The organism is Rhodophyticola porphyridii (genome assembly GCF_003688285.1).
In the GTDB taxonomy this organism is placed as follows: Bacteria; Pseudomonadota; Alphaproteobacteria; order Rhodobacterales; family Rhodobacteraceae; genus Rhodophyticola; species Rhodophyticola porphyridii.
Genome location: NZ_RCNT01000003.1, coordinates 7,501 through 28,378 on the forward strand (window position 1 = coordinate 7,501; position 20,878 = coordinate 28,378).

Genomic DNA, 20,878 nt, shown 5'->3' on the forward strand with positions numbered 1-20,878 from the left:
TTAGGCGCGCGAAAAGACCGCCGATGCGGGGCTGCAATACTGGCCACCCAATCGTTCAAGACGACTCAAGGTAGGGACATACCCCAAGATATCGGGTTATCCCCAGACCTGTCCCCAAATATGGGTTTTTGGAGATGAGACTCACCGCGAGTCGCGGGGGATCTAGCTGGCGAGTCGCGTCTGCAGTGCGGGAAAACGCAGGGCAAGGAGCAGCAGGGTGAGGCCCAGATAGATCATCGGCTCCAGTTGGAAGCCCTTGGCGAGCCAGACGTAGTGCAACGCCCCAAGGAGGGCCGCCGGATAAACGAGCATATGGAGCCGGCGCCAGGCCGCCGAACCCAGTCGCCTGACCGACAGGTTGTTAGACGTCACGGCCAGCGGGATCAGTAGGGCAAGGGCCGCCATGCCAATGGTTATATAGGGGCGCTTCACGATATCGGCCCAGATCCGGCTTGCGCTCTGCACGTCCAACACCGCCCAGACCGCGAAATGCGCCAACACAAGGAAAAACGCGGTGACGCCGATCGCCCTGCGGAATCTGATCAGATTGATCCCCAGAAATCGTCTGAGCGGGGTGACGGCCAGCCCAAGGACGATCAATTGCAAGGCCCGCTCTCCATAGGCATGTTCAAGCGCCTCGATCGGCTCCACGCCCAGTCCTCCGGTCGCCCCGAGATAGAACATCCAGGACGCCCAGAGTGCGGCGGCGACATAGATCGCCCATGGCGGCAGGCGCCGCAGCGCCCGGTTGATGCTCTCGACCATCATCTTCAGCGACGCCCACTCATGATGCCATGCGGAAGATATGTGCCGAAGCAGGGAGGCTTGACAGGCCCATTGCTCCGGGGACCACCGGGTCGCCCGGATGCTCCCGCCGGCACCGTCGGGTTTCCCGCGTCATGATCGCGGCCCGATCCGGCAGCCGGCGAGCCGCTCAAAAGAACTCAGCAAGATCCATGCCTTCATAAAGACCGGCAACCTCGTCCTCGTAGCCGTTGAACATCAATGTATCCTGTCGCGTCGCAAACAGGCCACCGCCGATCCGCCGCTCCGTCGCCTGCGACCAGCGAGGGTGATCCACATTCGGGTTCACATTGCTGTAGAAGCCGTATTCCCGTGGCTGCGCCATGTTCCAGCTTGCCGGTGGCTGCTCTTCGGTCAGGGTGATGCGGACGATGCTCTTGATCGACTTGAAACCATACTTCCAAGGCACCACCAGTCGGATCGGCGCTCCGTTCTGGTTGGGCATCGGCTCACCGTAAAGCCCGGTCGCCAGGATCGTCAGCGGATGCATCGCCTCGTCCAGCCGCAAACCCTCCCGATAGGGCCATTCCAGAACCGGAAAGCGGAGGCCGGGCATCTCCTCGGGTCGGTTCAGCGTTTCGAAGGCCACATATCGGGCCCCGGCCTGCACGCCGACGCGCTCCAGCAAATCGGCCAGCTCGAACCCGTTCCATGGCACCACCATCGACCACGCCTCGACGCAGCGCAGGCGATAGATGCGCTCCTCGACGGTCATCCCATCCATGATTTCGGCAAAGGAATAGGTGCCGGGATTGTCGACCAAACCATCGATCTGGATCGACCACGGCTGTGTCGTCATCATATGAGCGTTTCGGGCGGGGTCGTCCTTTCCCGTGCCGAACTCGTAGAAATTATTGTAGTTGGTGATCTCTTCCCAGGTGTTGGGCTCCAGATCCTGCGCCTGGGCGCGATTCCCGATCAGCCCGGCCCCCAGCAATGCCCCGCTGCCGGCCATGATCTGACGACGGTTCAGATAGAGGCTTCTGGGTGTCACATCATTCCATGTGAGCGGGGAGCGATATCTTCCGGCCATGTCAATCTCCGTCTCGTTTCGCGGCACACTGCCCTAAAACATGGGGTGCGCCCAAGCCAAAGCATGCGACCTCACGAAACTGTTTGCGGCGTGCGATCTGTCGGGAACAATTCGTTCATCGGGATTGACGTGCCATCCGGCTGGACAAGCCGCACATGCCGGCGGCGCAGCAGGCGCGGCTCGGACACGCCGACCGAATGGGCAATCGTCTCGACTTCCTTGACGATGGATTTGCCGTACATCGCGACGCGCTTATCCTTGTCTTCGACAACCAGACCGGCCTGAAAGCGCGGATCGTGTGTTGTGATGCCGGTCGGGCAGGTGTTCTTGTTACATTTGAGCGCCTGAATGCAGCCAAGCGAAAACATGAAGCCCCGCGCCGATGTTACGAAATCCGCACCCGCCGCCAGTGCCCAGGCCACATCGCCCGGATTGACGAGCTTGCCCGACGCGACAATGCGGATGCGGTCTTTCAGGCCGGCTCTGTTGCGCAGATCGGTCAGAAGCGGCAGCGCCTCGCGGATCGACATTCCCACAAGATCCATCAGCGGCATGGGAGACGCGCCGGTGCCGCCCTCCCCCCCGTCAAGGGTGATGAAGTCCGGCGCGGTTTCCGCGCCCCGTTCGTTGATCAGTTCGAACAGTTCCCGAAACGGCTCCAGACCGCCCATGACCGTCTTAATGCCCACGGGCTTGCCCGTGACGTCACGAATATGGCCGACCATATCCAACAGATCGGCAAAGTTTCGGATCTCCTTGTGCCGGTTCGGCGACAGGCTGTCCTGCCCGGCGCTGATGCCACGGATCTCGGCGATATCCGGCGTGATCTTCTCGGCGGGCAGAATGCCGCCCTTGCCCGGCTTGGCCCCCTGCGCCAGCTTCAATTCGAACATCTTCACCTCGGGCTTTTCGGCAACGGCCCGCAGTTTCTCGTCGTCGAGATTTCCGTCCGCATCCCGCACCCCGTATTTGGCGGTGCCGATCTGAAAGACGATGTCGGCCCCGCCTTCCAGATGATAGGGCGACAGACCGCCCTCACCCGTGTTCATCCACATGCCCGCCTCGCGCGCACCGCGGCTCAGCGCGCGAACCGCGGGCTGCGAAATCGCACCATAGCTCATGCCCGATATGTTGAAGAACGACCGGGCCATGAACGGAATGCGGGCATGCGGCCCGATCTCCATCGGCTCGGATTTGGCGAACTGGTCGTCCAGCGGCGGAAACGGGTCAGGTGTAAAGAGCGGTGTTCCCACCACACTGATATTCCGTGTCGACCCGAAGGCAAGCGTGTTGCTTCCACCTTCGGCCGCATGTTTCACCCAGTCGCGCTGAGCCCGGTTGAAGGGAAGCTCCTCACGGTCCATCGCGAAGAAGTACTGTCTGAAAAACTCGCCCAAGGTAGTGAACAACCCGCGGAACCGACCGATCACGGGATAATTGCGCCGGATCGCGTCACTTTTCTGGAGCCGGTCGAGTACGCCCACAACAATAACGATCAGCACACCGAGACCGATCACCAGCCAGAAAGCCAGCGCCATCGCTTCAAGATACCAGGTCATACATCCCTCCAGCATTCACCAGGTCATCTTTCCCATCGAAGGGGTCGAGGCAAGTAAAGACGACCTGATCACTTCACCAAGGATAACGCCCGATAACATCAGTTTTACTGGATTTCGTTAACCTTGCGGGCTTAGGGCCGGATCACCATTCGTCAAGCCCATCGGCAACGGATCGCTCATCTTGCCGGGGGTCGAAACGCTTCCATCTGGCAGGTCGCGGGACAACACCCGTTCGATCTTATGGGAGACACTAAGATGATGAGACGCACCCTGCTGGCCCTCGTGGCATCAACCGCCTTGGCCGCACCGGCATTCGCAGACAGCCACTCCATGGACATCGTCGACACCGCCGTTGGCGCAGGTTCCTTCACCACGCTTGTTGCAGCAGTCGAAGCGGCGGGCCTAGTGGACACACTGAAAGGCGAAGGACCCTTCACCGTGTTCGCACCCACCGATGACGCCTTTGCCGCGCTGCCCGAAGGCACGGTAGATACGCTTCTTCTGGAAGAAAACCGCGATCAGCTCGTGGCCATCCTGACCTATCACGTCGTTCCGGGTGCGGTCATGTCGACCGATCTCAGCGACGGCATGACAGCGATGACCGTTCAGGGCGGCGACCTGACGATCGGTACCGAAGGTGGTGTGACCGTGAATGGCGCCAATGTCGTGACTGCCGACATCGAAGCCTCCAACGGCGTGATCCACGTGATCGACACGGTAATCATCCCCGAGATGTAAGGCTCATCGCCTGACTCGACCGGACAGCGGCATATCGTGCCGCTGTCCACATTCGCACAACACAACTTCAATACACCAGGGAAGGAAAACAACCATGCTTCGCCGTCAATTCCTCACGACCGCTCCGGTCGCACTCACCGCCGCCGCCGCAGGCGCAGCGCTTGTCCCCGCTGTCGCGCGCGCGCAGTCCGCCACAATCGTGGATCTGGCCGTCGCCACTCCCGATCTGTCCACGCTGGTCACCGCAGTGACCGAGGCTGGTCTTGCCGAAACACTGTCCGGCCCCGGTCCATTCACGGTTTTCGCGCCCACGAATGACGCGTTCGCTGCGCTGCCCGCCGGGACGGTCGAGAGCCTGCTGCAGCCCGAAAACCGCGATCAGCTGGTCTCGATTTTGACCTACCATGTCTCACCCGCAAGCTACCCCGCCGAGGCGATCATCGGACAGCGCGGCCGCATTCCGACCGTTCAGGGCGATTTCCTGCGTGCCGACGGCACAGGCGGCGGCGTCACACTGAACAATTCGGTGAACGTGACGACCGCGGATATCATCGCCTCCAACGGCGTGGTGCATCTGATCGACGCGGTTCTGCTGCCCCACTGAGTTACGACCAAGGCATAATGGAAAGCGCCCCCCGCCTGACCGGAAGGGGGCGCTTTTCTGTCAGCCTCCGCGGGATCTAGTGCACAACCGCGTCATCCGGCTTGGGCCGGGTCGACGCACTGACCCGATCACCGACAATCAGACCATCCGCCCCCGCGCTGACATGTACGGTGTCGCCGTCCCTGACATCACCGGCGAGGATCATCTCGGCCAGCTGATCCTGCAGGCTGCGCTGGATCACGCGCTTCAGCGGACGCGCCCCGAATACAGGGTCATAGCCCTCATCGGCCAGCCAGGTCCGCGCACTGTCATCCAGATCCAGCGAGATCTTGCGATCCGCCAGACGTTTCTCCAGACGCGCCATCTGGATCGCGACAATGCCATCCATATCCGCGCGGGATAGCCGATCGAAGATGATCGTCTCGTCCAGGCGATTCAGGAACTCGGGCCGGAAATGCGCCCGCACAGCATCCATCACATCGCGTTTGGCATCCGACGCATCGGCCCCGTCCGGCAACTGGCTCAGCGCCTGAGCGCCCAGGTTCGACGTCAGCACGATCAATGTCTGCTTGAAATCGACGGTACGCCCCTGCCCGTCGGTCAACTGACCGTCATCAAGGACCTGCAACAGGACGTTGAACACGTCCGGATGCGCTTTTTCCACCTCGTCGAACAAGACCACCTGATAGGGGCGGCGCCGGACCGCTTCGGTCAGCTTGCCGCCTTCGTCATAACCGACATAGCCCGGAGGCGCGCCGATCAGCCGGGCGACGGAGTGCTTCTCCATGAATTCGCTCATGTCGATCCGCACCATCGCCTGATCATCGTCGAAAAGATACTCGGCCAGCGCCTTGGTCAGCTCCGTCTTCCCCACGCCGGTCGGCCCGAGCATCAGGAACGAGCCGAGCGGCCGATTCTCATCATTCAAACCCGCCCGCGCCCGGCGCACAGCATTGGACACGGCGGTTACGGCGGTTCTCTGGCCGATCACCCGTTTGCCGATCTCCTCCTCCATACGGAGCAGTTTCTCGCGTTCGCCCTCCAGCATCTTGGACATCGGAATGCCGGTCCAGCGTTCGACCACGGCGGCGATCTGCTCGGGGCGCACGGCCTCTTCGACCATCACGTCATCCTCGGCCTGCTCCGCTTTCGCCAGTTCCTTCTCAAGCTGCGGGATAACGCCGTAGCTCAACTCCCCGGCCTTCGCCAAATCGCCGTTGCGCTTGGCCTGATCCAGTTCCGCCCGAGCATGATCCAGCTTTTCCTTCAGACCGCGTGCGCTTTCCAGCTTGTCGCGCTCCGATTGCCATTGCGCCGTCATCTCGGCGGACCGCTGCTGCAGTTCGGACAGCTCTCTTTCCAGCTTCTCCAACCGATCCTTGGAGGCGGCGTCGTCTTCCTTCTTCAGCGCCTCCGCCTCTATCTGCTTTTGCAGGATGTCACGATCAAGTGCGTCCAGCTCCTCGGGCTTGCTGTCCACTTCCATCCGCAAGCGGCTCGCGGCCTCGTCCATTAGGTCGATGGCCTTGTCCGGCAGGAAACGGTCGGTGATGTACCGATGGCTGAGTGTCGCCGCTGCGACCAGAGCCGCGTCTGAGATACGCACCCCGTGGTGCAACTCGTATTTCTCCTTGATCCCGCGCAGGATCGATACGGTATCCTCCACAGTCGGCTCCTCCACCATCAGGGGTTGGAACCGCCGGGCCAGGGCCGCATCTTTCTCGACATATTTGCGATATTCGTCCAGAGTCGTGGCGCCCACGCAGTGCAGCTCGCCGCGCGCCAGCGCGGGTTTGATGAGGTTTGCCGCATCCATCGCGCCATCGGTCTTGCCCGCGCCAACCAGCGTGTGCATCTCGTCGATGAAGAGGATTATCTCCCCCGCAGCCGCGGTGATCTCGTTCAGAACCGCCTTCAGCCGTTCTTCGAACTCGCCACGATACTTCGCACCGGCAATCAGCGCACCCATATCAAGCGCCATCAGAGTCTTGTTGCGCAGGCTTTCGGGCACGTCGCCATTGACGATCCTCAACGCCAGACCCTCCGCGATCGCGGTCTTGCCCACGCCCGGCTCACCGATCAGGACCGGGTTGTTCTTCGTGCGCCGAGAAAGAACCTGCATCGCGCGACGAATTTCCTCGTCGCGGCCGATGATCGGGTCGATCTTACCCTCGCGGGCGGCTTCGGTCAGGTCGCGGGCATATTTGCCAAGCGCCTCGTAATTGTCTTCCGCGGAGGCGCTGTCGGCCGTCCGCCCCTTGCGGATGTCATTGATCGCCGCGTTCAGGCTCTGCGCGTTGACGGCGCCGGCTTCAAGCGCGCCCTTGGCCGCCGATTTCACCATCGCCAATGCGGTCAGAAGGCGTTCGACGGGTACGAAACTGTCGCCCGCTTTTTCGGCCAGTTTCTGTGCTTCGGACAGAACCTTCGTGGTCTGCCCGTCGAGATAAAGCTGTCCGGCATCGCCCGTCACTTTGGGCAGCTTACCGATAGCGACATCCAGCGTCTCGACGACGCGTTTGGGATCTCCGCCCGCGCGGGCAATCAGATTTGAAGCGAGCCCCTGATCATCGTCCATCAACGCTTTCAGCAGATGTTCTGGGGCAAGTTTCTGATGGTCCTCGCGCTGCGCGATGGTCTGAGCGGCCTGCACAAACCCGCGTGCGCGATCTGTGAACTTCTCGAAGTTCATCACGTCTCTCCTTCTCAAAAGCGCCTGCCTCTGCCCCGCCCTGAAGCGGCACGGGGTCGTCGCAAGCCTCCAGCCCTAGATGGGAAATCGCCGACGCGATCTCAAGATTTCTGTTGCACTTTCACGCCAAATTCCCGCGCCAGCGCCCTCGCGCGCGCCTGCATCGCCTTGGAGCGATCTGTCAGGCCCTGCTCAATACGGTCTGTCACATCCGCCATCGCCCCGTGCATGGCCGCGACCCGGCAATAGGCATCGAAAGCCCAAACCCGCAGAAAAAGCTTGTCCGATCCCGCCAACCCCACGAAATTCCGCAGATAAGGTTCCGCTACTCCGGGCGCGTATTGCACCGTTTGCAGCAGATGCAGGATCGCGTCCGGCTCCGTCAGTTTCGGAAAATCGGCCAAAGCCTCCGCCAGTTGCGCCTCAGACAGGCGGCCGGCCTCGGCCAGCGCCTTGACCATCCACGTGGCCCCCACCTGATCTGGCCCGGCCACCGCATCCAGAATGGCGCCCTCCGCCTCCGGGGTCAGGGGCAGGTCGACAGCATCCTTCAATGGCGCGATGCGACGCCCGTCAAACGCGGCCAATGCCTTTTGAATATCGTCTTTCCTGCGCACCATCTCTCCATGCTGCGCCAGACCAGCCCGCTTGCCAAGGCCCGCGCTGGATAGTGGGTGAGGGAGGGGGCCCCGCAAGTCCTGGTAGCCGGGCGCCGCCTGACCTTCCCGTTAACTAGTCCGGGTCCCGCGCCCTGATCCGGTTTCCGCGCGGCTTGTGCTCCAGCTCCGCCAGACCCAGCAGCTCCAGTACCGGCGCAACGTAATTCGCAAACCGACCGCGATAACCTTTTCTGAGCCCGTAATACCCGCCGACCGGGTTGCCTTCGTCTCGCGCCCAGGCTTCAAGCGTGCCCTGCTTCACCGGCTTGCCCTCGTCGGCATTGCCCAGATCGATCCAGTCACCGCGCCGCCGCAACATCTCCGCGGCATCCTCCAGCGCCTGCAGCCGGTAGCTCAGCCGGGTCTTGCCCACCTGCACCACCAACGCGGGGGGATCCGCCGCCGCGTCGCGCCAGGCCTGGTATTCGGAACTGCCGGGTGGGGTCTTCAACCGCCAGGGATCCTCCGCCGTGCCATCGCCATATGTGATCATACCGTTCCCTCCGCGGCTGCCGCCATCCATTTCGCTTTGTGAAGTCTCATCATGCCTCCATAGCTCACCGGCTCCTCCCTATGCCCCCTTACATGACATCTTCTGTCATGTTTAAATTGCCCATGCGCGCCTCCCGTCTTCTCCGTATTCTCCTGATCCTCCAGAACCGCGGCCGGCAGACCTCCACGCAACTGGCCCGCGAACTGGAGGTCGCGCAACGCACCATCCTGCGCGATGTCGATGCAATGACCGAAGCGGGCCTGCCGATTATCGTGCATCAGGGCAATCAGGGCGGCATAGAGCTGGGGTTCAACTACCGGACCCGCCTGACGGGCCTGGATACCGCCGAGGCCGAGGCGCTGGCATTGCATCTGGCCACGCCCCATCCCGCCCTTCACCAAATGGGCCTCGGTCCGGCCATGCAGACAGCCCGGGCGAAACTGCTGGAAAGCTTTCCCGACGCGACCCGAAGCCGCTGCGCCGAGGCGGTCGCGCGGTTTTCGGTCCGGACAGCGCCCGCCGCGCCGAACCCCTATGTCATGGCGCTTGCTGAGGCCATTCGGAACAGGTGCATCGTGCGGCTGCGCGGGCGCTCACGCCATCCACAGGATCTGCACCCGATCCATCTGGGCTTTGACGGCCAAACCTGGTCCGTCACCGATGAACGGCGTCCCGAAATGCCCATTCCACAAGCAGATTGGGGCGATCTGAACATCTCCTCCCGCCGGTTCTAGAAAAGATTGAACCCTCCGCGCATTTCGCCCGTCCCACGGAGGCACTGAAGGCGCACTTGAGTAGCGGCTCCGCAGATGCACCGAATTTGCAGCCCTGCAGGTGTATCGAGGAACCCGCTCAGGATGCGCGCGGCCCTGTTGCGGTCGCGCGCATCCACCAAGGCCCGGCGCTCAGCACAGCCGGGCTTTCCACCTGGCCCGGATCTCGGTCGTCACCCCCGAGATCCGGGTATTTTTCTGCCAACGAGATGGACAGGCCCCGCCGCTGCGCGTAATCACCGGACCGAAGCCAAACGGGGGGACCAATCGTGACCGATGACAGACTGATCGTTGCCCTCGACGTACCCGATGCGCTCTCGGGCCTCAAACTGGCCCAGGAGATCGGCGATGCGGTGGGGTTCTACAAGATCGGCCTCGGCATGCTGGCCACAGGCGGTCTTGGTCTTGCCAATGAACTGATACAGGATCACGGCAAGCGCATCTTCCTCGACATGAAGCTGTTCGATATCTCCGCCACCATCGAAGCGGCGGTCAGCCGGCTTGCGCGCTTCGACCTGGACTTCCTGACCGTTCACGGCGACCCGCATGTGGTCCGTGCCGCCAAAGAGGGCGCTTCGGGTACGGAGCTCAAGATACTCGCGGTTACGGTGCTGACGTCGCTAGATCGCGAGGATTTGGATGCATGCCTGATCCGCGCTGGGAAGATTCCTGATCTGGTGGTGGACCGCGCGGGCCGTGCCCTTGACGCGGGCGCCGACGGGGTGATCGCCTCGCCGCAGGAGGCCCGTCTCATCCGCGCCCTGCCGGAGGCCGCGGGCCGGTTGATCGTCACGCCGGGTGTCCGCCCGTTCGGGTCCGGTCTGGGCGACCAGAAACGTGTTGCAACGCCTGCCGAGGCAATTGCCGAAGGCGCCGATCATATTGTGGTTGGCAGGCCTGTCTGGCAGTCGGCGGACCCAAGGAGCGCCGCGCTATCCATAACGGAAGAAATGAACTCTCCCCAAGCCAAGACACCCAACAGATGATCGGGGCGCGGCCCAGGGCCAAAGCGATCAGCGAAGTCCGCGCACCAGGCCGTTAGTTGTCATTGATGTCGTGATCGAAGGTTTTCACCGGCCCGTAACGCAGACCGATGAACCGCCTCAACAGAAGCCACGAGATCAGGGACGTCACCGCGAAGGCCAGCAACATGACCGGGATGGACGCCGACAGCCACAAGGCAAGCGGCCCGCCGACCAGCAGGATAAGACCCACAACCGCCGCGCCGATGGCAAAACCCAGCAGCACGAAGGACGGCAGCAGAACCTCGCCCACGGCGAGGATCAGTGCCGCCGCCATCCACGCCCACCATTCCCCCCACATCAGACGCGCCCCTTCAGCATCTGAAACGCTTTGCCGAAGGCATCGACCGCATCCGCCGGCACCACAATCGTCTGCGTTCCCTGACCTTGCGCAACCTGTGCAATCGCCTTCACCTGTTCCAGAGCGATATTGTACTGTACGGCTTCCAGGCCGCCTTTGCCAATCGCCTCGGCCACGACCCCCGTGGCATAGGCCTCCGCTTCGGCCTCGACACGACGCGCCTCGGCCGCCTGCCGGGCAGCGTAGAGCTCCGCATCGGCGGCCAGCTCCACCGCTCGGCGCTTGCCTTCGGCCTCCGTCACCGCCGCCCGCCGTGCGCGTTCCGCGTTCAACTGCTGCAACATCGCGTCGCGTGTGGCCTGATCCAGCGCCACATCCAGTATCTCGGCGCGCGTCACCTCGATCCCCCAATCGTTTACGGCTGTCTCGACCATGGATTTGATCTGTTCGATCAGTTGATTCCGGTTGGACTGGACTTCGTCCAGTTCCATCTTCCCGATTTCGGCACGCACGATCCCGGCCACGGTAGTGGAAATGGCCGCATCCACATCGCGGATCCGGTAGACGGTCTTTTCAGGCTCCAGAACCCGATAGAACACGCTGGTTTCCACCTGCAGCAAGACGTTGTCGGAGGTGATCGCGTCCTGGCTCGCATTGGGCAATTGTCGCTCCAGAACACTGACCTTGTGGGCCACCCTGTCCAGAAACGGGATGATGAAGTTGATCCCCGGCCCCAGCACGGATTTCAACCGGCCGAAACGCTCCACCACATGCTGCTCGGATTGCGGAACGATCCGAATGCCCAGGAAAATACAAAGAATAATGAACCCTGCCAGAAGCAGGATCACGACATTGCCGCCAAGAAGCTCCGAAATCAGTTGATCAAAATCCATTGTGTTATCCTCGGGTTTCATAAGGCTATATAGGCTTGGGAGGGGAGATTTGCCTAGATCGGATGTTCTTCCCGTCTGCCAACGGTGATCCATCATGCCCGCGCTCTGCCGCGACTGCCTGACCATGTTCGAGACCGGCACACGCTGCCCGGCCTGCGCGCGCCCGCGCATCATATCCCACCCCGAGCTTTTCGATCTGTCCATCGCCCATATGGATTGCGATGCGTTTTACGCTTCTGTCGAAAAGCGCGACAACCCCGAGTTGCGCGACAAGCCCGTGATCATCGGCGGCGGCAAACGCGGCGTCGTCTCCACCGCCTGCTACATCGCGCGCATCAAGGGAGTGAAATCCGCGATGCCGATGTTCAAGGCCCTGAAGCTCTGCCCTGAGGCGGTCGTGGTGCGGGGCAGGATGGAGGTCTATGCGCAGGTGTCGCGCCAGATCCGCGCGATGATGGAAGAGATGACGCCCGCCATCGAACCGCTCTCCCTTGACGAGGCATTCATGGATCTCACCGGAACCGCACGGCTGCATGGCAAGCCCCCTGCCGCGATGCTGGCCGGTCTGGTCAACCGGATGCGGGCCGAACTCGGCATCACCGGATCCATCGGTCTCTCGCACAACAAGTTTCTGGCGAAGCTCGCCTCCGATCTCGACAAACCGCGCGGCTTTTCCATCATCGGCAAGGCCGAAACGATGGCATTCCTGTCGGACAAACCTGTTCGCATGATCTGGGGCATCGGCCAGGCCGGCCAGGCCTCCCTCGACAAGGCCGGGATCCGCAGATTCGCCGATCTGAGGCGATGGGATCGCAAGGCGCTGGCCGACCGCTTTGGCACCATGGGTGACCGGCTCTATTTTCTTTCGCGCGGCGAGGACAATCGACGGGTCAAGCGCGACAGGGCCGTCAAGAGTATCTCGAACGAAACCACGTTTTCCGACGACATCGCCGACCCCGATATTCTCGACGGCCATATCTGGCGCATGACGGAGAAGGTTGCCGCTCGCGCCAAGGCCAAGGCCATCGCGGGTCGGGTCGTGACGCTGAAACTGAAACGCGCCGATTTCACACAGATCACCCGCCGGGTTTCACTTGGTGATGCGACTCATATGGCTGACCGCATCTACCGGACCGCGCGGGGGCTTTTCGATGCCGTCGACCACACCAGACCCTACCGCCTGCTCGGTGTGGGCCTGTCCGATCTGGTGCCGTCGGATCAGGCCGACCGTTCGGGCAACCTGCTCGATCCCGATCAGGCCAAACGCTATCAGGCCGAACGCGCCGCCGACGCCATTCGTAACCGCTTCGGCAAGGATGCCATCGTCAAGGGACGCGCCCTGCGATGATCGGCCTGCACCGCGCCAATGCGCAAACGGCCCGGATCACTCCGCGGCCAGAGGCACCTGTCCGGCCCGCGGCCCGATCACCCGGTCCAGGACCTCGGTGATCAGGGCTTTGACGTTCTGGAAGTTTCCATTCGGACGGATCAGTCGTTCATTCATGTAAAGCGACCGGTCGATCTCGATCTGGACAGCGTGCCGCCCGCGCGACGGCCGCCCGTAGTGCTGGGTCACGAATGCCCCCGCGAAAGGCGCGTTCCGGCTGACCACAAGGCCCGCCTCTTCGAACGCCGCTTCGATTTGCTCCACCACGGCGCTGTTGCACGAGGCTCCGAACCGGTCGCCCAGAACCACCTCGGGGCGCCGCTGGCCGGGCCGGGAAATCGCGTCCAGCGCCTCGTGCGGCATCGAGTGGAAATCAAGCAGAATGGACCGGCCGAACATCACTTGCGCGCCGCTGACCAACTCTTCCAGCTGTCGGTGATAGGGTCGCCAGACCTGTGAAATCCGCGCCTCCGCCTCATCCAGACTCAACTTGCCGCGATAGATGACGCGGCCATTGGCCACCACCCGCGGGATAACACCGAGGCCCGAACTGATCCGCGGGTTCTGCGAGGCGCGTTTGACACCCGCCACCACGCCGGGGTCCAGTTCGTCGGCATTTCGGTTCAGATCCACATAGGCGCGGGGGAATTCGGCGGCCAGAAGCGGCGCCCCAAGCCTCGGCGCATCGGCCACCAGCATGTCCATAAACGCATCTTCCGAAGACCGGATCGCGCGTTCGTCCAGCACCGTTCTGCGGGTAAAACTCCACGGATAATGGCGCCCGGAATGGGGCGAGGCGACAATCACCGGCGTCGATCGGTGATCCGGCATATCAAGACGGTAGGCGTGACGCGACATGAAGACCCTTTCCTTCCCCTCGAATATAGGCGGATTCTCACAATGACCAAAAGCCTTTGAAAGCTCTTGAACCACCCCCCGACTCCTTTTATAGAGCGGCTTCACTGTGCGGCGGGTGCCGGACCGGGCCGCCCGTCGGCCTGAGCCCATCTCGGTGTCACACGGGCGATTAGCTCAGCGGTAGAGCACTTCGTTGACATCGAAGGGGTCACTGGTTCGATCCCAGTATCGCCCACCATTCATGCCCTTTTTCAAGGGCTTAACCCCAAGGCGCATCGCCGCGCCGCGACGAAGGAGACAGGCCATGAAGGTCAGGAACTCGCTCCGCTCGCTCAAGCAGCGCCATCGCGATTGCCGCGTCGTGCGCCGCAAGGGCCGCGTTTATGTGATCAACAAGACGCAGCGCCGGTTCAAAGCCCGCCAGGGTTGAGCCATATGCGCATGAGCTGAAAAGGCCGCCCCCGGGGCGGCTTTTTTGCTGTCCTGTCCCGTCGATCCACGATCCGTTGCCGCCAAATTCGCAGGCGAACCGGGCATGCAGGGCGCAACGGAACCGCTGCCGCCAGAATCCACGCCGCTCGCCAACACGGTCTTGCTGCCAAGAACGGCTCCGCGTTACCGCGCCAGGCCAAGCAAGCCGCCGACATCAAGATGCGCCTCCATATGGTCGGCGAGGGCATCCAGCGTGCGTTCTACGGCCTCTCCATGGACAAGGCCGGAAGCCGCAACGCCGAACCGACCAAGCCAGGCCGCACGGAACCTATCATCGCGGAACATCCCGTGGAGATAGCTTCCCTCCACCCGCCCATCGGCACTGATCGCGCCTTCGGCGGCCTCGGCCACCGTGGCAAACGGTCTTGCCCGGTCGGGACCGTCGCTTTGTCCGATATGAATCTCGTAGCCGCGAAACGGCACCCCGCTGGCGCGATGCACCGCCTCCACCTCACAGAGCCGCTTTTCCGGGGTCATGACCGTCTCGATTTCCAGCAACCCCAACCCCTCGGTCTCCCCGGCCGGCCCTTCGATCCCGTCCGGGTCTGCAACCACGCGGCCCAGCATCTGGTACCCTCCGCAAATGCCGAGGATATGACCGCCGCGCCTGTGATGGGCAGTCAGGTCCAGATGCCAGCCCTGCGCCCGAAGAAACGCCAGATCTCCACGGGTGGATTTCGTGCCCGGCAAGATCACCAGATCGGCATCTCCAGGAAGGGCCCGACCCGGTCCAAGCATCGTCACCCGCACCCCCGGCTCCTGAAGCAAAGGGTCAAGGTCGTCGAAGTTCGCGATCCGTGACAGCGCGAGGCAGACAATGTGAAACCCATGCTCCCGCTTCGGAGCGTGCAGCGACAGCGCGTCTTCCGCCGGCAGCTTCCAGGCGTTGGCAAACCATGGCAGCACGCCAAATCCACGCCACCCCGTCCGGTCGGCGATAAACCTGTATCCTTCGTCGAACAAGCTGACATCGCCGCGGAACTTGTTAACGAGAAAACCTGCCACCAGCGCGGCATCCGCCGGATCGATGACCGCCTGCGTTCCCACGATCTGGGCGATCACGCCTCCGCGGTCGATGTCACCGGCCAGTACCACCGGCAAATCCGCCTCACGGGCGAACCCCATATTGGCGATATCGCCCGCCCGCAGGTTGATCTCGGCGGGGCTGCCGGCCCCTTCCACGATCACAAGGTCATGGGCCGATTTCAGGCGCTGGAAACTCTCCATCACCGCCGCCATCAATGTCGGTTTCAAATCGCCATAGCCGCGTGCCGAGGCCGATGCGATCCGCCGCCCCTGTAGGATGATCTGCGCGCCCACATCCGTTTCCGGTTTCAGAAGAACCGGGTTCATGTCGGTCAGCGGCTCCAGCCCGCAGGCCATTGCCTGCAACGCCTGTGCACGCCCGATCTCTCCGCCATCGCCGGTGACGGCGGCATTGTTCGACATGTTCTGCGGCTTGAAGGGGGCCACCGACAGGCCGCGCCTGCGGGCCGCCCGGCAGAGCCCTGCCACCAGCATTGATTTACCTACATCCGAACCCGTACCCTGAATCATCAGCGCCCGGCCAAGTAGTCCAGTCCCGTTCCGCCCTACCATTTGCGTTCCCGCTGCCGAAGCTCCTGCCCGGTATAGCGTCCTGCGATCGGCCCCGCGTCTCCGGCCACGAAATCCGGATCCTGCCCCATGCATCCCGTCGGGCAGACCTGCGTCGCCACGCCGGTGCGCCCGTCGATAAACCAAAGCCGCCCGCCCGGGGTGGCGACATATCCGTTCACCCTTTCGGACATGTCGCCTTCCAAATCGTTGCTTGACGGCACCTCGCTGTCGGCGCCGGGACCGAACCGCGCATGGGTGTGGAGGGAGGCCGTCACACCGGCGAACCGACTTTCATCGCTCCGGGAAAGGCAGTTGTCGCTGCGCCCCCGGGTAACATCCGCAGCCATGTAGCGGCTATCGCCCAAAATGCCGATATAGCCGCAATACTGCTTGTTCTCGGCGAATGAGAGCGGCTGACGCTGGCTCAGGATCGCGTGCGCCGCGGCCAGTTCAGCGGCAGGTTGCGCCTGCGGCACGGTCGGATGCGCAACCAGAACACCGGCGACAAGCGCCACAGACTTCCAATTGCGCATCGCCGGGTTCCTTGCACGGGTTACATATCATTGCCGGATAATGGCGCCTACGGAATCCGCCAGCAACCGCACAACGGTCCCCTGATCCAGAAAGCCCGTGACCTCCAGATTGCGCGCCTGCTGATACCGCCGCATCGCGCGCCGGGTGTCCTCGTCGAACTGGCCGTCAACCCGGCCCGGGTCCAGGCCCAGCGCCGCCAGCCGCTGCTCGATCAACTGCCGCGTGACGGTCGGCATGTTCAGCGCCGCCTCGCGCGCCTCCCACTGGGCCAGTAATGCGGGATCCTGCCCTCCACCCTGCAACTCGGCGATCCGCGATCGGGCCGCGCCGGCAAATGACCCCTCCGGATAGGTTTGCAGATAGGTCCGATAGGCCTCCACAGTGTCGGCGTCTCGGGCCCGGTCCCATGCCGCGCCTTCCTCGGCCGCGGCGGCCTGACGTGCGGCGACCTCGATATCGTCAAGTCTTGCGGTGGCGATATCGGCGAACACGCCATCGGGATAGCGTTCCAGATAGGCCCGCAATCCGACCTCATCGCCACCCTGCCCGGTCGCGTCCCAGAACGCTCGGTCGTTGCGTTCCTGCTCCTCCGCCCGCAACTGCGCCTCGCGCTCCAGCTCCGCCGCACGCAGATCGCTCATGTCGGATAACCGGGCAATCTGTTCGCGGGTCAGAAACCCGGTAGGCTCATACCCGGTTGCCTGCTGCCAGCCCCGGATGGCGGCACGCGAACCGGGTCCGAAGATACCGTCGATCCCGCGCGGATCGTAATCGAGGATCGACAGATCGCGCTGAATGTCCTGGCGAGCAGTGCGGTTCAGCGAAAGTTCCGCCTCCGCCCGTTCGGCGCGCTGTTCCGGATTCAGCGCCCGGGCAACCATCCGCGCCTGCGCCTCGGCAGCATTCGGACCATCGGGGTAGCGTTGCAGATACGCCCGGTAGGACGCTTCGGTATCCAGTTCCGTCGCCGCCGCCCAAAGCGCCATCTCAGCCTCGTCCGAAACCTCGACGGACGCAGGCGGCACGATCGCATCTGCCGCGGCCCCCTCTGCTTCGGGTGCATCAATGAACGCAAGACCCCTGGACAGAAATCCGAACCCGGTCAGGTTGTCGGAGTCCCGCAGCATCGTGGCCACCGCCATGCCCGGCTCCAGCAGGTCACGGCGCAGGAACCGGGCGATCTCGCGCGCCTCGCCGGTCATCACGGTCACGCCCTGCGGCACATCCAGATCGCCGATCCCGGGCTGCAGCCCCACGCCCAATTCGATCGCGCGGTCCTCGGTGCCGAGCAGCACCACCGCGCGACCTGCGGCCATCCCAGCAACATCCAGTATCGTACTTACCGCGATCCCCTGTGCACCGATGGTTGCAAGATCGGGCGCATCCGTCTCCCTGCCCAGAAACCAGCTGTCTCCGCCCGTGGCTTCCGACTGCGCGAAATGTCCGCTCAGCGCGATGATCATCCGGGTATCTTCACCTGTGACGAGTAAATCGGATACCAGCGCGCGGATTTCCGCGCCCGACAGGTCCTCCCCCTCGAATACGTCGAACCCCGCGGTCTCCAGCGCCCGCGTGGCGTCCAGCAAATCATCGGCCGCTCGGATCGTGGCGGCTTCGTCATAACGGCTGTTGCCGACAACCAGTGCTGTATCCCCTGCAGCCATGGTTGGGGCGATTGCAGCCAATGCAAAAAAAATCAGGCAATTCGATCTCATTTTTGAACCTCTTGGTCAGTTTGGCCAACCCATAGCATGAAGGCCGATGTTACCCGATAACATCGGCGATCAAGCGGCTTCTCGCCGATGTTCGTGCATTTCGAAACCGGACAAACCGAATCGCTTTAAACTCTATTGTCTGCATCTCTTGTGGAGTGATCCGATGCCAATCCAAGCCCAAATCCCTTACGCCGTGGTGGCCCTTCTGGTATTTGGAACACCCGCTCTGGCAGAGAGTGAAGGCCCCTTCAGCGAACGCGCTGTCGCCACCTTCATTGCTGCCGACGTCAACAATGACGAGCATCTCAGCTTCGATGAGTTCGGCAACTTTATCCGCACCATGGCCGCTTATGGTCAGCCGACGTCGCGACGGATTCGCACCTTTGGCGCCTACCGGATGGCTTTCAGCAGGATCGATGTGAACGGTGACGGCTATGTCAGCCCGAACGAGATGCGTAGCGCAGACCGCTCTCACCGGGCCGAGGGTGGATAGATCTAGTCATAAACGCGGCGATCATCGATGACCTTGCCGTCATTCGGAAGGCTGCCGGGCGCAACGATTTCGATCTTGCCTTTCAGCTTCAGACTGTCGGTGGCACTGCTGGCAAACGCATCCTCGTTGCCGCCTTCGGCCTCGATCTGAACGGTCATTGCGTCCATCTCCCCCTCCCGCGTGGCGATAACCCGCGCCTTGGCGATTTCGGGGTGCTTGGCCACGAAATCGGCCACCTGTTCGGGGCGCACGAACATCCCCTTGATCTTGGTCGTCTGATCGGCGCGGCCCATCCACCCCTTGATCCGCATATTGGTCCGCCCGCACGGGCTTTGCCCGGCCATCACCGCACTCAGATCGCCGGTGGCGAACCGAATCAGCGGGTAATCGGGGTTTAACGTCGTCACCACGACCTCGCCCACCTCGCCCTCCGACACCCGGTCACCGGTACCAGGGCGCACGATCTCCACGATTACACCTTCGTCCACGATCATCCCTTCCATCGCGGGGCTTTCATAGGCGATGTTGCCCAGGTCCGCCGTGGCGTAGCTTTGCAGACAGGAGATGCCGCGATCCGCGTAATCCTGACGGAGGCTGGGAAACAGCGCGCCGCCGCCCACGGCCGCCTTGGTGATGCCAAGAGGCACGCCCATCTCCGCGGCCTTGTCGAGGATCACCTTGAGATAGTCCGGCGTGCCCGCATAAGCGGTGGAGCCCACATCCCTGGCCGCGCGCACCTGCAACTCGGTCTGTCCCACACCCGCCGGGAGAACCGTGGCCCCCACGGCGCGCGCACCGGATTCGAAGATCATCCCCGCAGGGGTCAGATGATAGCCGAAGCAATTTTGCACCACATCGCCCGCGCCGATGCCTGCCGCGTGTAAGAACCTGCCCATGCGCCACCAGTCATGACCGATCCCGCCGGGTTCGTAGATCGGCCCCGGCGACTGGAACACGTGGGCGACATTTGCGACCGGGATACCACCGAAGGGCGGTGCCGCCGCCTGCCATTCGCTCAACTGCGACTTTCTCAGCACCGGCAGGCTTGCCAGATCGTCGAGGTCCTTGATCGGCGCGATGCCGGGCAGGCAACTGTCCGGTGCACTCAGCACACGCTCGATCTGCGCCTGCACCGCGGCCAGTTGATCAGCCAATCGTTCGTCGGCGCTGCGTGTCTCCAGCCGGTCGAAAAATTCTTGCGCTTGATCTGCCATGGTCACGCCTGCCTTTGTTCGTCTTCAGGGGTCAGCCCCCAGTATGCCAATGCGCCGCCGAAACCGGGGCCATGATAGCAGGGCACGCCTGCCGCTTCGATCTCGGCGATGGCGGCCGCGTCATCCGCACCGACACCGGGGGCGGGCTCGCGCAGCGCCACGCCGCGTACCCGGCCCGAATGCCGCCTGATCGCGTCGCGATAGACATGCGCGTCCTTCTGCCCGCTGTCGCCCAGCAACAGCACCGGCAGATCAGGAGTGGCGGCAAGGATCGTGTCGATCGCGGCACTCTTGTGGTCCAGATGCCCCGCCCCGATACCGCCGGAGGGCGACACGCCAAGATCGCGCAGGAACATGGGCCCCCGCGGCAGATCGGCCCGGGCGAACAGCCCCTCCAGAAAATCATGCAGGTTCCACGGGGAGGAGGAGACATAGAAGACCGGGTTGCGTCCGCGTTCGGCCAGTGTCGCCATGAGCTTCACCGCATCGGGATGTACCACCCGGGTCAATGCCGAACCGGTGAAGGTCGTCCACAGGTTCCGGGCCAGCGAATGGGCGCCGGTTTCGATCATCGTGTCGTCGATATCCGAAATGACCAGCCAGCGCGCGGTCGCCCCGGGCACTTGCACCGGGCAGATCACCTCGCTGTCCGGTCGTCCGGCAATCCGCATCGGCACATCGTCCCAAGGCCCGGCGCCCGCGCCGGGCACCGTCAGCGTCACATAGCCTTCTGCATCGCTCAGCGCCTCCACCCCTTCCGACAGGACGGCGATACCGGCCACTTCGTCGGTGATGAAAAGCGACGCCATCTGCCGCAGATTGGTCAGCCGGGACTGCTCCGGATCGGGCTCGGAGGCCCGCAGATGGGTCAGAACACGGGCACGCAGAACCCGGCCCTCGGGCGTGGCATAGCCGATATACGGGTCCAGCACCGGTGCGCCTTTGCGACGCCCGATCCGTTCGAGCCCTCTTTCGGCAACCCTGGCCGCCGATACGAACGCATCCCGTAGCACGG

At 63.0% G+C, this 20,878-nt stretch carries 21 protein-coding genes and 1 tRNA gene; 8 read left to right on the top strand and 14 right to left on the bottom strand.

Annotation, left to right across the window (positions count from 1 at the left end; all coding sequences use genetic code 11):
* Window positions 1–162 precede the first annotated feature (162 nt).
* From msrQ to D9R08_RS06880, 3 genes are all read right to left on the bottom strand, one after another.
* Window positions 163–768 carry a protein-methionine-sulfoxide reductase heme-binding subunit MsrQ gene (gene msrQ, locus D9R08_RS06870; protein ID WP_407690600.1) on the bottom strand — a complete coding sequence of 202 codons (606 nt, stop codon included), beginning with the start codon at window positions 766–768 and terminating at the stop codon, window positions 163–165.
* A gap of 166 nt (window positions 769–934) precedes the next feature.
* A complete protein-coding gene (msrP, locus tag D9R08_RS06875; protein ID WP_121897315.1) occupies window positions 935–1,837 on the bottom strand; it encodes a protein-methionine-sulfoxide reductase catalytic subunit MsrP in 903 nt (300 codons plus the stop codon).
* Window positions 1,838–1,908: 71 nt separating this feature from the next.
* On the bottom strand, window positions 1,909–3,396 hold the full coding sequence (locus D9R08_RS06880; protein WP_233557324.1) for an FMN-binding glutamate synthase family protein: 1,488 nt from the start codon (window positions 3,394–3,396) through the stop codon (window positions 1,909–1,911).
* A gap of 255 nt (window positions 3,397–3,651) precedes the next feature.
* Here D9R08_RS06880 and D9R08_RS06885 point away from each other — a divergent pair, with 255 nt between their 5' ends.
* On the top strand, window positions 3,652–4,134 hold the full coding sequence (locus tag D9R08_RS06885) for a fasciclin domain-containing protein (protein WP_121897317.1): 483 nt from the start codon (window positions 3,652–3,654) through the stop codon (window positions 4,132–4,134).
* 94 nt (window positions 4,135–4,228) lie between these two features.
* Window positions 4,229–4,738 carry a fasciclin domain-containing protein gene (locus D9R08_RS06890; protein WP_121897318.1) on the top strand — a complete coding sequence of 170 codons (510 nt, stop codon included), beginning with the start codon at window positions 4,229–4,231 and terminating at the stop codon, window positions 4,736–4,738.
* A gap of 76 nt (window positions 4,739–4,814) precedes the next feature.
* Here the strand turns inward: D9R08_RS06890 and clpB are convergent, their stop codons facing one another.
* The 3 genes from clpB to D9R08_RS06905 form a co-directional block, all read right to left on the bottom strand.
* Complete coding sequence (gene clpB / locus D9R08_RS06895) at window positions 4,815–7,430, bottom strand: ATP-dependent chaperone ClpB (RefSeq protein ID WP_121897319.1); 2,616 nt, start codon at window positions 7,428–7,430, stop codon at window positions 4,815–4,817.
* A gap of 101 nt (window positions 7,431–7,531) precedes the next feature.
* Window positions 7,532–8,050 (bottom strand): hypothetical protein, encoded by a 519-nt coding sequence (locus D9R08_RS06900; RefSeq protein ID WP_121897320.1) that lies wholly within the window; start codon window positions 8,048–8,050, stop codon window positions 7,532–7,534.
* Window positions 8,051–8,162: 112 nt separating this feature from the next.
* Complete coding sequence (locus tag D9R08_RS06905) at window positions 8,163–8,582, bottom strand: DUF6855 family protein (protein ID WP_121897657.1); 420 nt, start codon at window positions 8,580–8,582, stop codon at window positions 8,163–8,165.
* A gap of 107 nt (window positions 8,583–8,689) precedes the next feature.
* Here D9R08_RS06905 and D9R08_RS06910 point away from each other — a divergent pair, with 107 nt between their 5' ends.
* Together D9R08_RS06910 and pyrF are read left to right on the top strand one after the other, a co-directional pair.
* Window positions 8,690–9,316, top strand: a complete 627-nt coding sequence (locus D9R08_RS06910) for a helix-turn-helix transcriptional regulator (protein ID WP_233557325.1) — start codon at window positions 8,690–8,692, stop codon at window positions 9,314–9,316.
* 308 nt (window positions 9,317–9,624) lie between these two features.
* On the top strand, window positions 9,625–10,341 hold the full coding sequence (pyrF, locus tag D9R08_RS06915; RefSeq protein WP_121897322.1) for an orotidine-5'-phosphate decarboxylase: 717 nt from the start codon (window positions 9,625–9,627) through the stop codon (window positions 10,339–10,341).
* Between the two features lie 52 nt (window positions 10,342–10,393).
* Here the strand turns inward: pyrF and D9R08_RS06920 are convergent, their stop codons facing one another.
* On the bottom strand, window positions 10,394–10,678 hold the full coding sequence (locus D9R08_RS06920) for an NfeD family protein (protein WP_121897323.1): 285 nt from the start codon (window positions 10,676–10,678) through the stop codon (window positions 10,394–10,396).
* Window positions 10,678–11,571 carry an SPFH domain-containing protein gene (locus D9R08_RS06925; RefSeq protein ID WP_121897324.1) on the bottom strand — a complete coding sequence of 298 codons (894 nt, stop codon included), beginning with the start codon at window positions 11,569–11,571 and terminating at the stop codon, window positions 10,678–10,680. The genes D9R08_RS06920 and D9R08_RS06925 overlap by 1 nt, the downstream gene beginning before the upstream one ends.
* Window positions 11,572–11,665: 94 nt before the next feature.
* Between D9R08_RS06925 and D9R08_RS06930 the strand changes: the two genes are divergently transcribed.
* A complete protein-coding gene (locus tag D9R08_RS06930; RefSeq protein ID WP_121897325.1) occupies window positions 11,666–12,919 on the top strand; it encodes a DNA polymerase IV in 1,254 nt (417 codons plus the stop codon).
* A 36-nt stretch (window positions 12,920–12,955) separates the two neighbouring features.
* Here the strand turns inward: D9R08_RS06930 and D9R08_RS06935 are convergent, their stop codons facing one another.
* A complete protein-coding gene (locus D9R08_RS06935; protein ID WP_121897326.1) occupies window positions 12,956–13,816 on the bottom strand; it encodes an N-formylglutamate amidohydrolase in 861 nt (286 codons plus the stop codon).
* A gap of 163 nt (window positions 13,817–13,979) precedes the next feature.
* Here D9R08_RS06935 and D9R08_RS06940 point away from each other — a divergent pair.
* A tRNA-Val gene (locus D9R08_RS06940) sits at window positions 13,980–14,054 on the top strand.
* A gap of 66 nt (window positions 14,055–14,120) precedes the next feature.
* The gene (ykgO, locus tag D9R08_RS06945) at window positions 14,121–14,246 is read left to right on the top strand and encodes a type B 50S ribosomal protein L36 (protein ID WP_010141322.1); all 126 of its coding nucleotides are present in this window, start codon (window positions 14,121–14,123) and stop codon (window positions 14,244–14,246) included.
* Between the two features lie 185 nt (window positions 14,247–14,431).
* Here ykgO and D9R08_RS06950 read toward each other — a convergent pair whose 3' ends face one another.
* Genes D9R08_RS06950 through D9R08_RS06960 form a run of 3 tightly spaced genes read right to left on the bottom strand, consistent with a single transcriptional unit; the run spans window position 14,432 to window position 18,105 of the window.
* Complete coding sequence (locus D9R08_RS06950) at window positions 14,432–15,865, bottom strand: cobyric acid synthase (protein ID WP_233557327.1); 1,434 nt, start codon at window positions 15,863–15,865, stop codon at window positions 14,432–14,434.
* A 35-nt stretch (window positions 15,866–15,900) separates the two neighbouring features.
* Entirely contained in the window at window positions 15,901–16,440 is a 540-nt protein-coding gene (locus D9R08_RS06955; RefSeq protein WP_121897328.1) for a DUF4329 domain-containing protein, read from the bottom strand.
* 27 nt (window positions 16,441–16,467) lie between these two features.
* A complete protein-coding gene (locus D9R08_RS06960) occupies window positions 16,468–18,105 on the bottom strand; it encodes a peptidoglycan-binding domain-containing protein (RefSeq protein WP_158598947.1) in 1,638 nt (545 codons plus the stop codon).
* A 214-nt stretch (window positions 18,106–18,319) separates the two neighbouring features.
* Between D9R08_RS06960 and D9R08_RS06965 the strand changes: the two genes are divergently transcribed.
* On the top strand, window positions 18,320–18,649 hold the full coding sequence (locus D9R08_RS06965; RefSeq protein WP_158598948.1) for an EF-hand domain-containing protein: 330 nt from the start codon (window positions 18,320–18,322) through the stop codon (window positions 18,647–18,649).
* A gap of 2 nt (window positions 18,650–18,651) precedes the next feature.
* On the opposite strand, the gene D9R08_RS06970 is transcribed toward D9R08_RS06965, so the two are convergent.
* Together D9R08_RS06970 and D9R08_RS06975 are read right to left on the bottom strand one after the other, a co-directional pair.
* A complete protein-coding gene (locus D9R08_RS06970) occupies window positions 18,652–19,863 on the bottom strand; it encodes a phenylacetate--CoA ligase family protein (protein ID WP_121897331.1) in 1,212 nt (403 codons plus the stop codon).
* Window positions 19,864–19,865: 2 nt separating this feature from the next.
* Window positions 19,866–20,876: a phosphatase domain-containing protein gene (locus tag D9R08_RS06975; protein ID WP_121897332.1), complete on the bottom strand. Its 1,011-nt coding sequence runs from the start codon at window positions 20,874–20,876 to the stop codon at window positions 19,866–19,868.
* Window positions 20,877–20,878: the final 2 nt, after the last annotated feature.

Bases quoted from the DNA above. Each gene is read 5' to 3' on its own strand.
- D9R08_RS06905 (WP_121897657.1), bottom strand. From the start codon at position 8,582: ATGATCACATATGGCGATGGCACGGCGGAGGATCCCTGGCGGTTGAAG.
- D9R08_RS06930 (WP_121897325.1), top strand. From the start codon at position 11,666: ATGCCCGCGCTCTGCCGCGACTGCCTGACCATGTTCGAGACCGGCACA.
- msrQ (WP_407690600.1), bottom strand. From the start codon at position 768: ATGATGGTCGAGAGCATCAACCGGGCGCTGCGGCGCCTGCCGCCATGG.
- D9R08_RS06910 (WP_233557325.1), top strand. From the start codon at position 8,690: ATGTTTAAATTGCCCATGCGCGCCTCCCGTCTTCTCCGTATTCTCCTG.
- D9R08_RS06955 (WP_121897328.1), bottom strand. From the start codon at position 16,440: ATGCGCAATTGGAAGTCTGTGGCGCTTGTCGCCGGTGTTCTGGTTGCG.
- D9R08_RS06950 (WP_233557327.1), bottom strand. From the start codon at position 15,865: ATGATTCAGGGTACGGGTTCGGATGTAGGTAAATCAATGCTGGTGGCA.
- ykgO (WP_010141322.1), top strand. From the start codon at position 14,121: ATGAAGGTCAGGAACTCGCTCCGCTCGCTCAAGCAGCGCCATCGCGAT.
- D9R08_RS06885 (WP_121897317.1), top strand. From the start codon at position 3,652: ATGATGAGACGCACCCTGCTGGCCCTCGTGGCATCAACCGCCTTGGCC.
- msrP (WP_121897315.1), bottom strand. From the start codon at position 1,837: ATGGCCGGAAGATATCGCTCCCCGCTCACATGGAATGATGTGACACCC.
- D9R08_RS06965 (WP_158598948.1), top strand. From the start codon at position 18,320: ATGCCAATCCAAGCCCAAATCCCTTACGCCGTGGTGGCCCTTCTGGTA.
- D9R08_RS06880 (WP_233557324.1), bottom strand. From the start codon at position 3,396: ATGACCTGGTATCTTGAAGCGATGGCGCTGGCTTTCTGGCTGGTGATC.
- D9R08_RS06960 (WP_158598947.1), bottom strand. From the start codon at position 18,105: ATGGCTGCAGGGGATACAGCACTGGTTGTCGGCAACAGCCGTTATGAC.
- clpB (WP_121897319.1), bottom strand. From the start codon at position 7,430: ATGAACTTCGAGAAGTTCACAGATCGCGCACGCGGGTTTGTGCAGGCC.
- D9R08_RS06920 (WP_121897323.1), bottom strand. From the start codon at position 10,678: ATGTGGGGGGAATGGTGGGCGTGGATGGCGGCGGCACTGATCCTCGCC.
- D9R08_RS06935 (WP_121897326.1), bottom strand. From the start codon at position 13,816: ATGTCGCGTCACGCCTACCGTCTTGATATGCCGGATCACCGATCGACG.
- D9R08_RS06970 (WP_121897331.1), bottom strand. From the start codon at position 19,863: ATGGCAGATCAAGCGCAAGAATTTTTCGACCGGCTGGAGACACGCAGC.
- D9R08_RS06890 (WP_121897318.1), top strand. From the start codon at position 4,229: ATGCTTCGCCGTCAATTCCTCACGACCGCTCCGGTCGCACTCACCGCC.
- D9R08_RS06900 (WP_121897320.1), bottom strand. From the start codon at position 8,050: ATGGTGCGCAGGAAAGACGATATTCAAAAGGCATTGGCCGCGTTTGAC.
- D9R08_RS06925 (WP_121897324.1), bottom strand. From the start codon at position 11,571: ATGGATTTTGATCAACTGATTTCGGAGCTTCTTGGCGGCAATGTCGTG.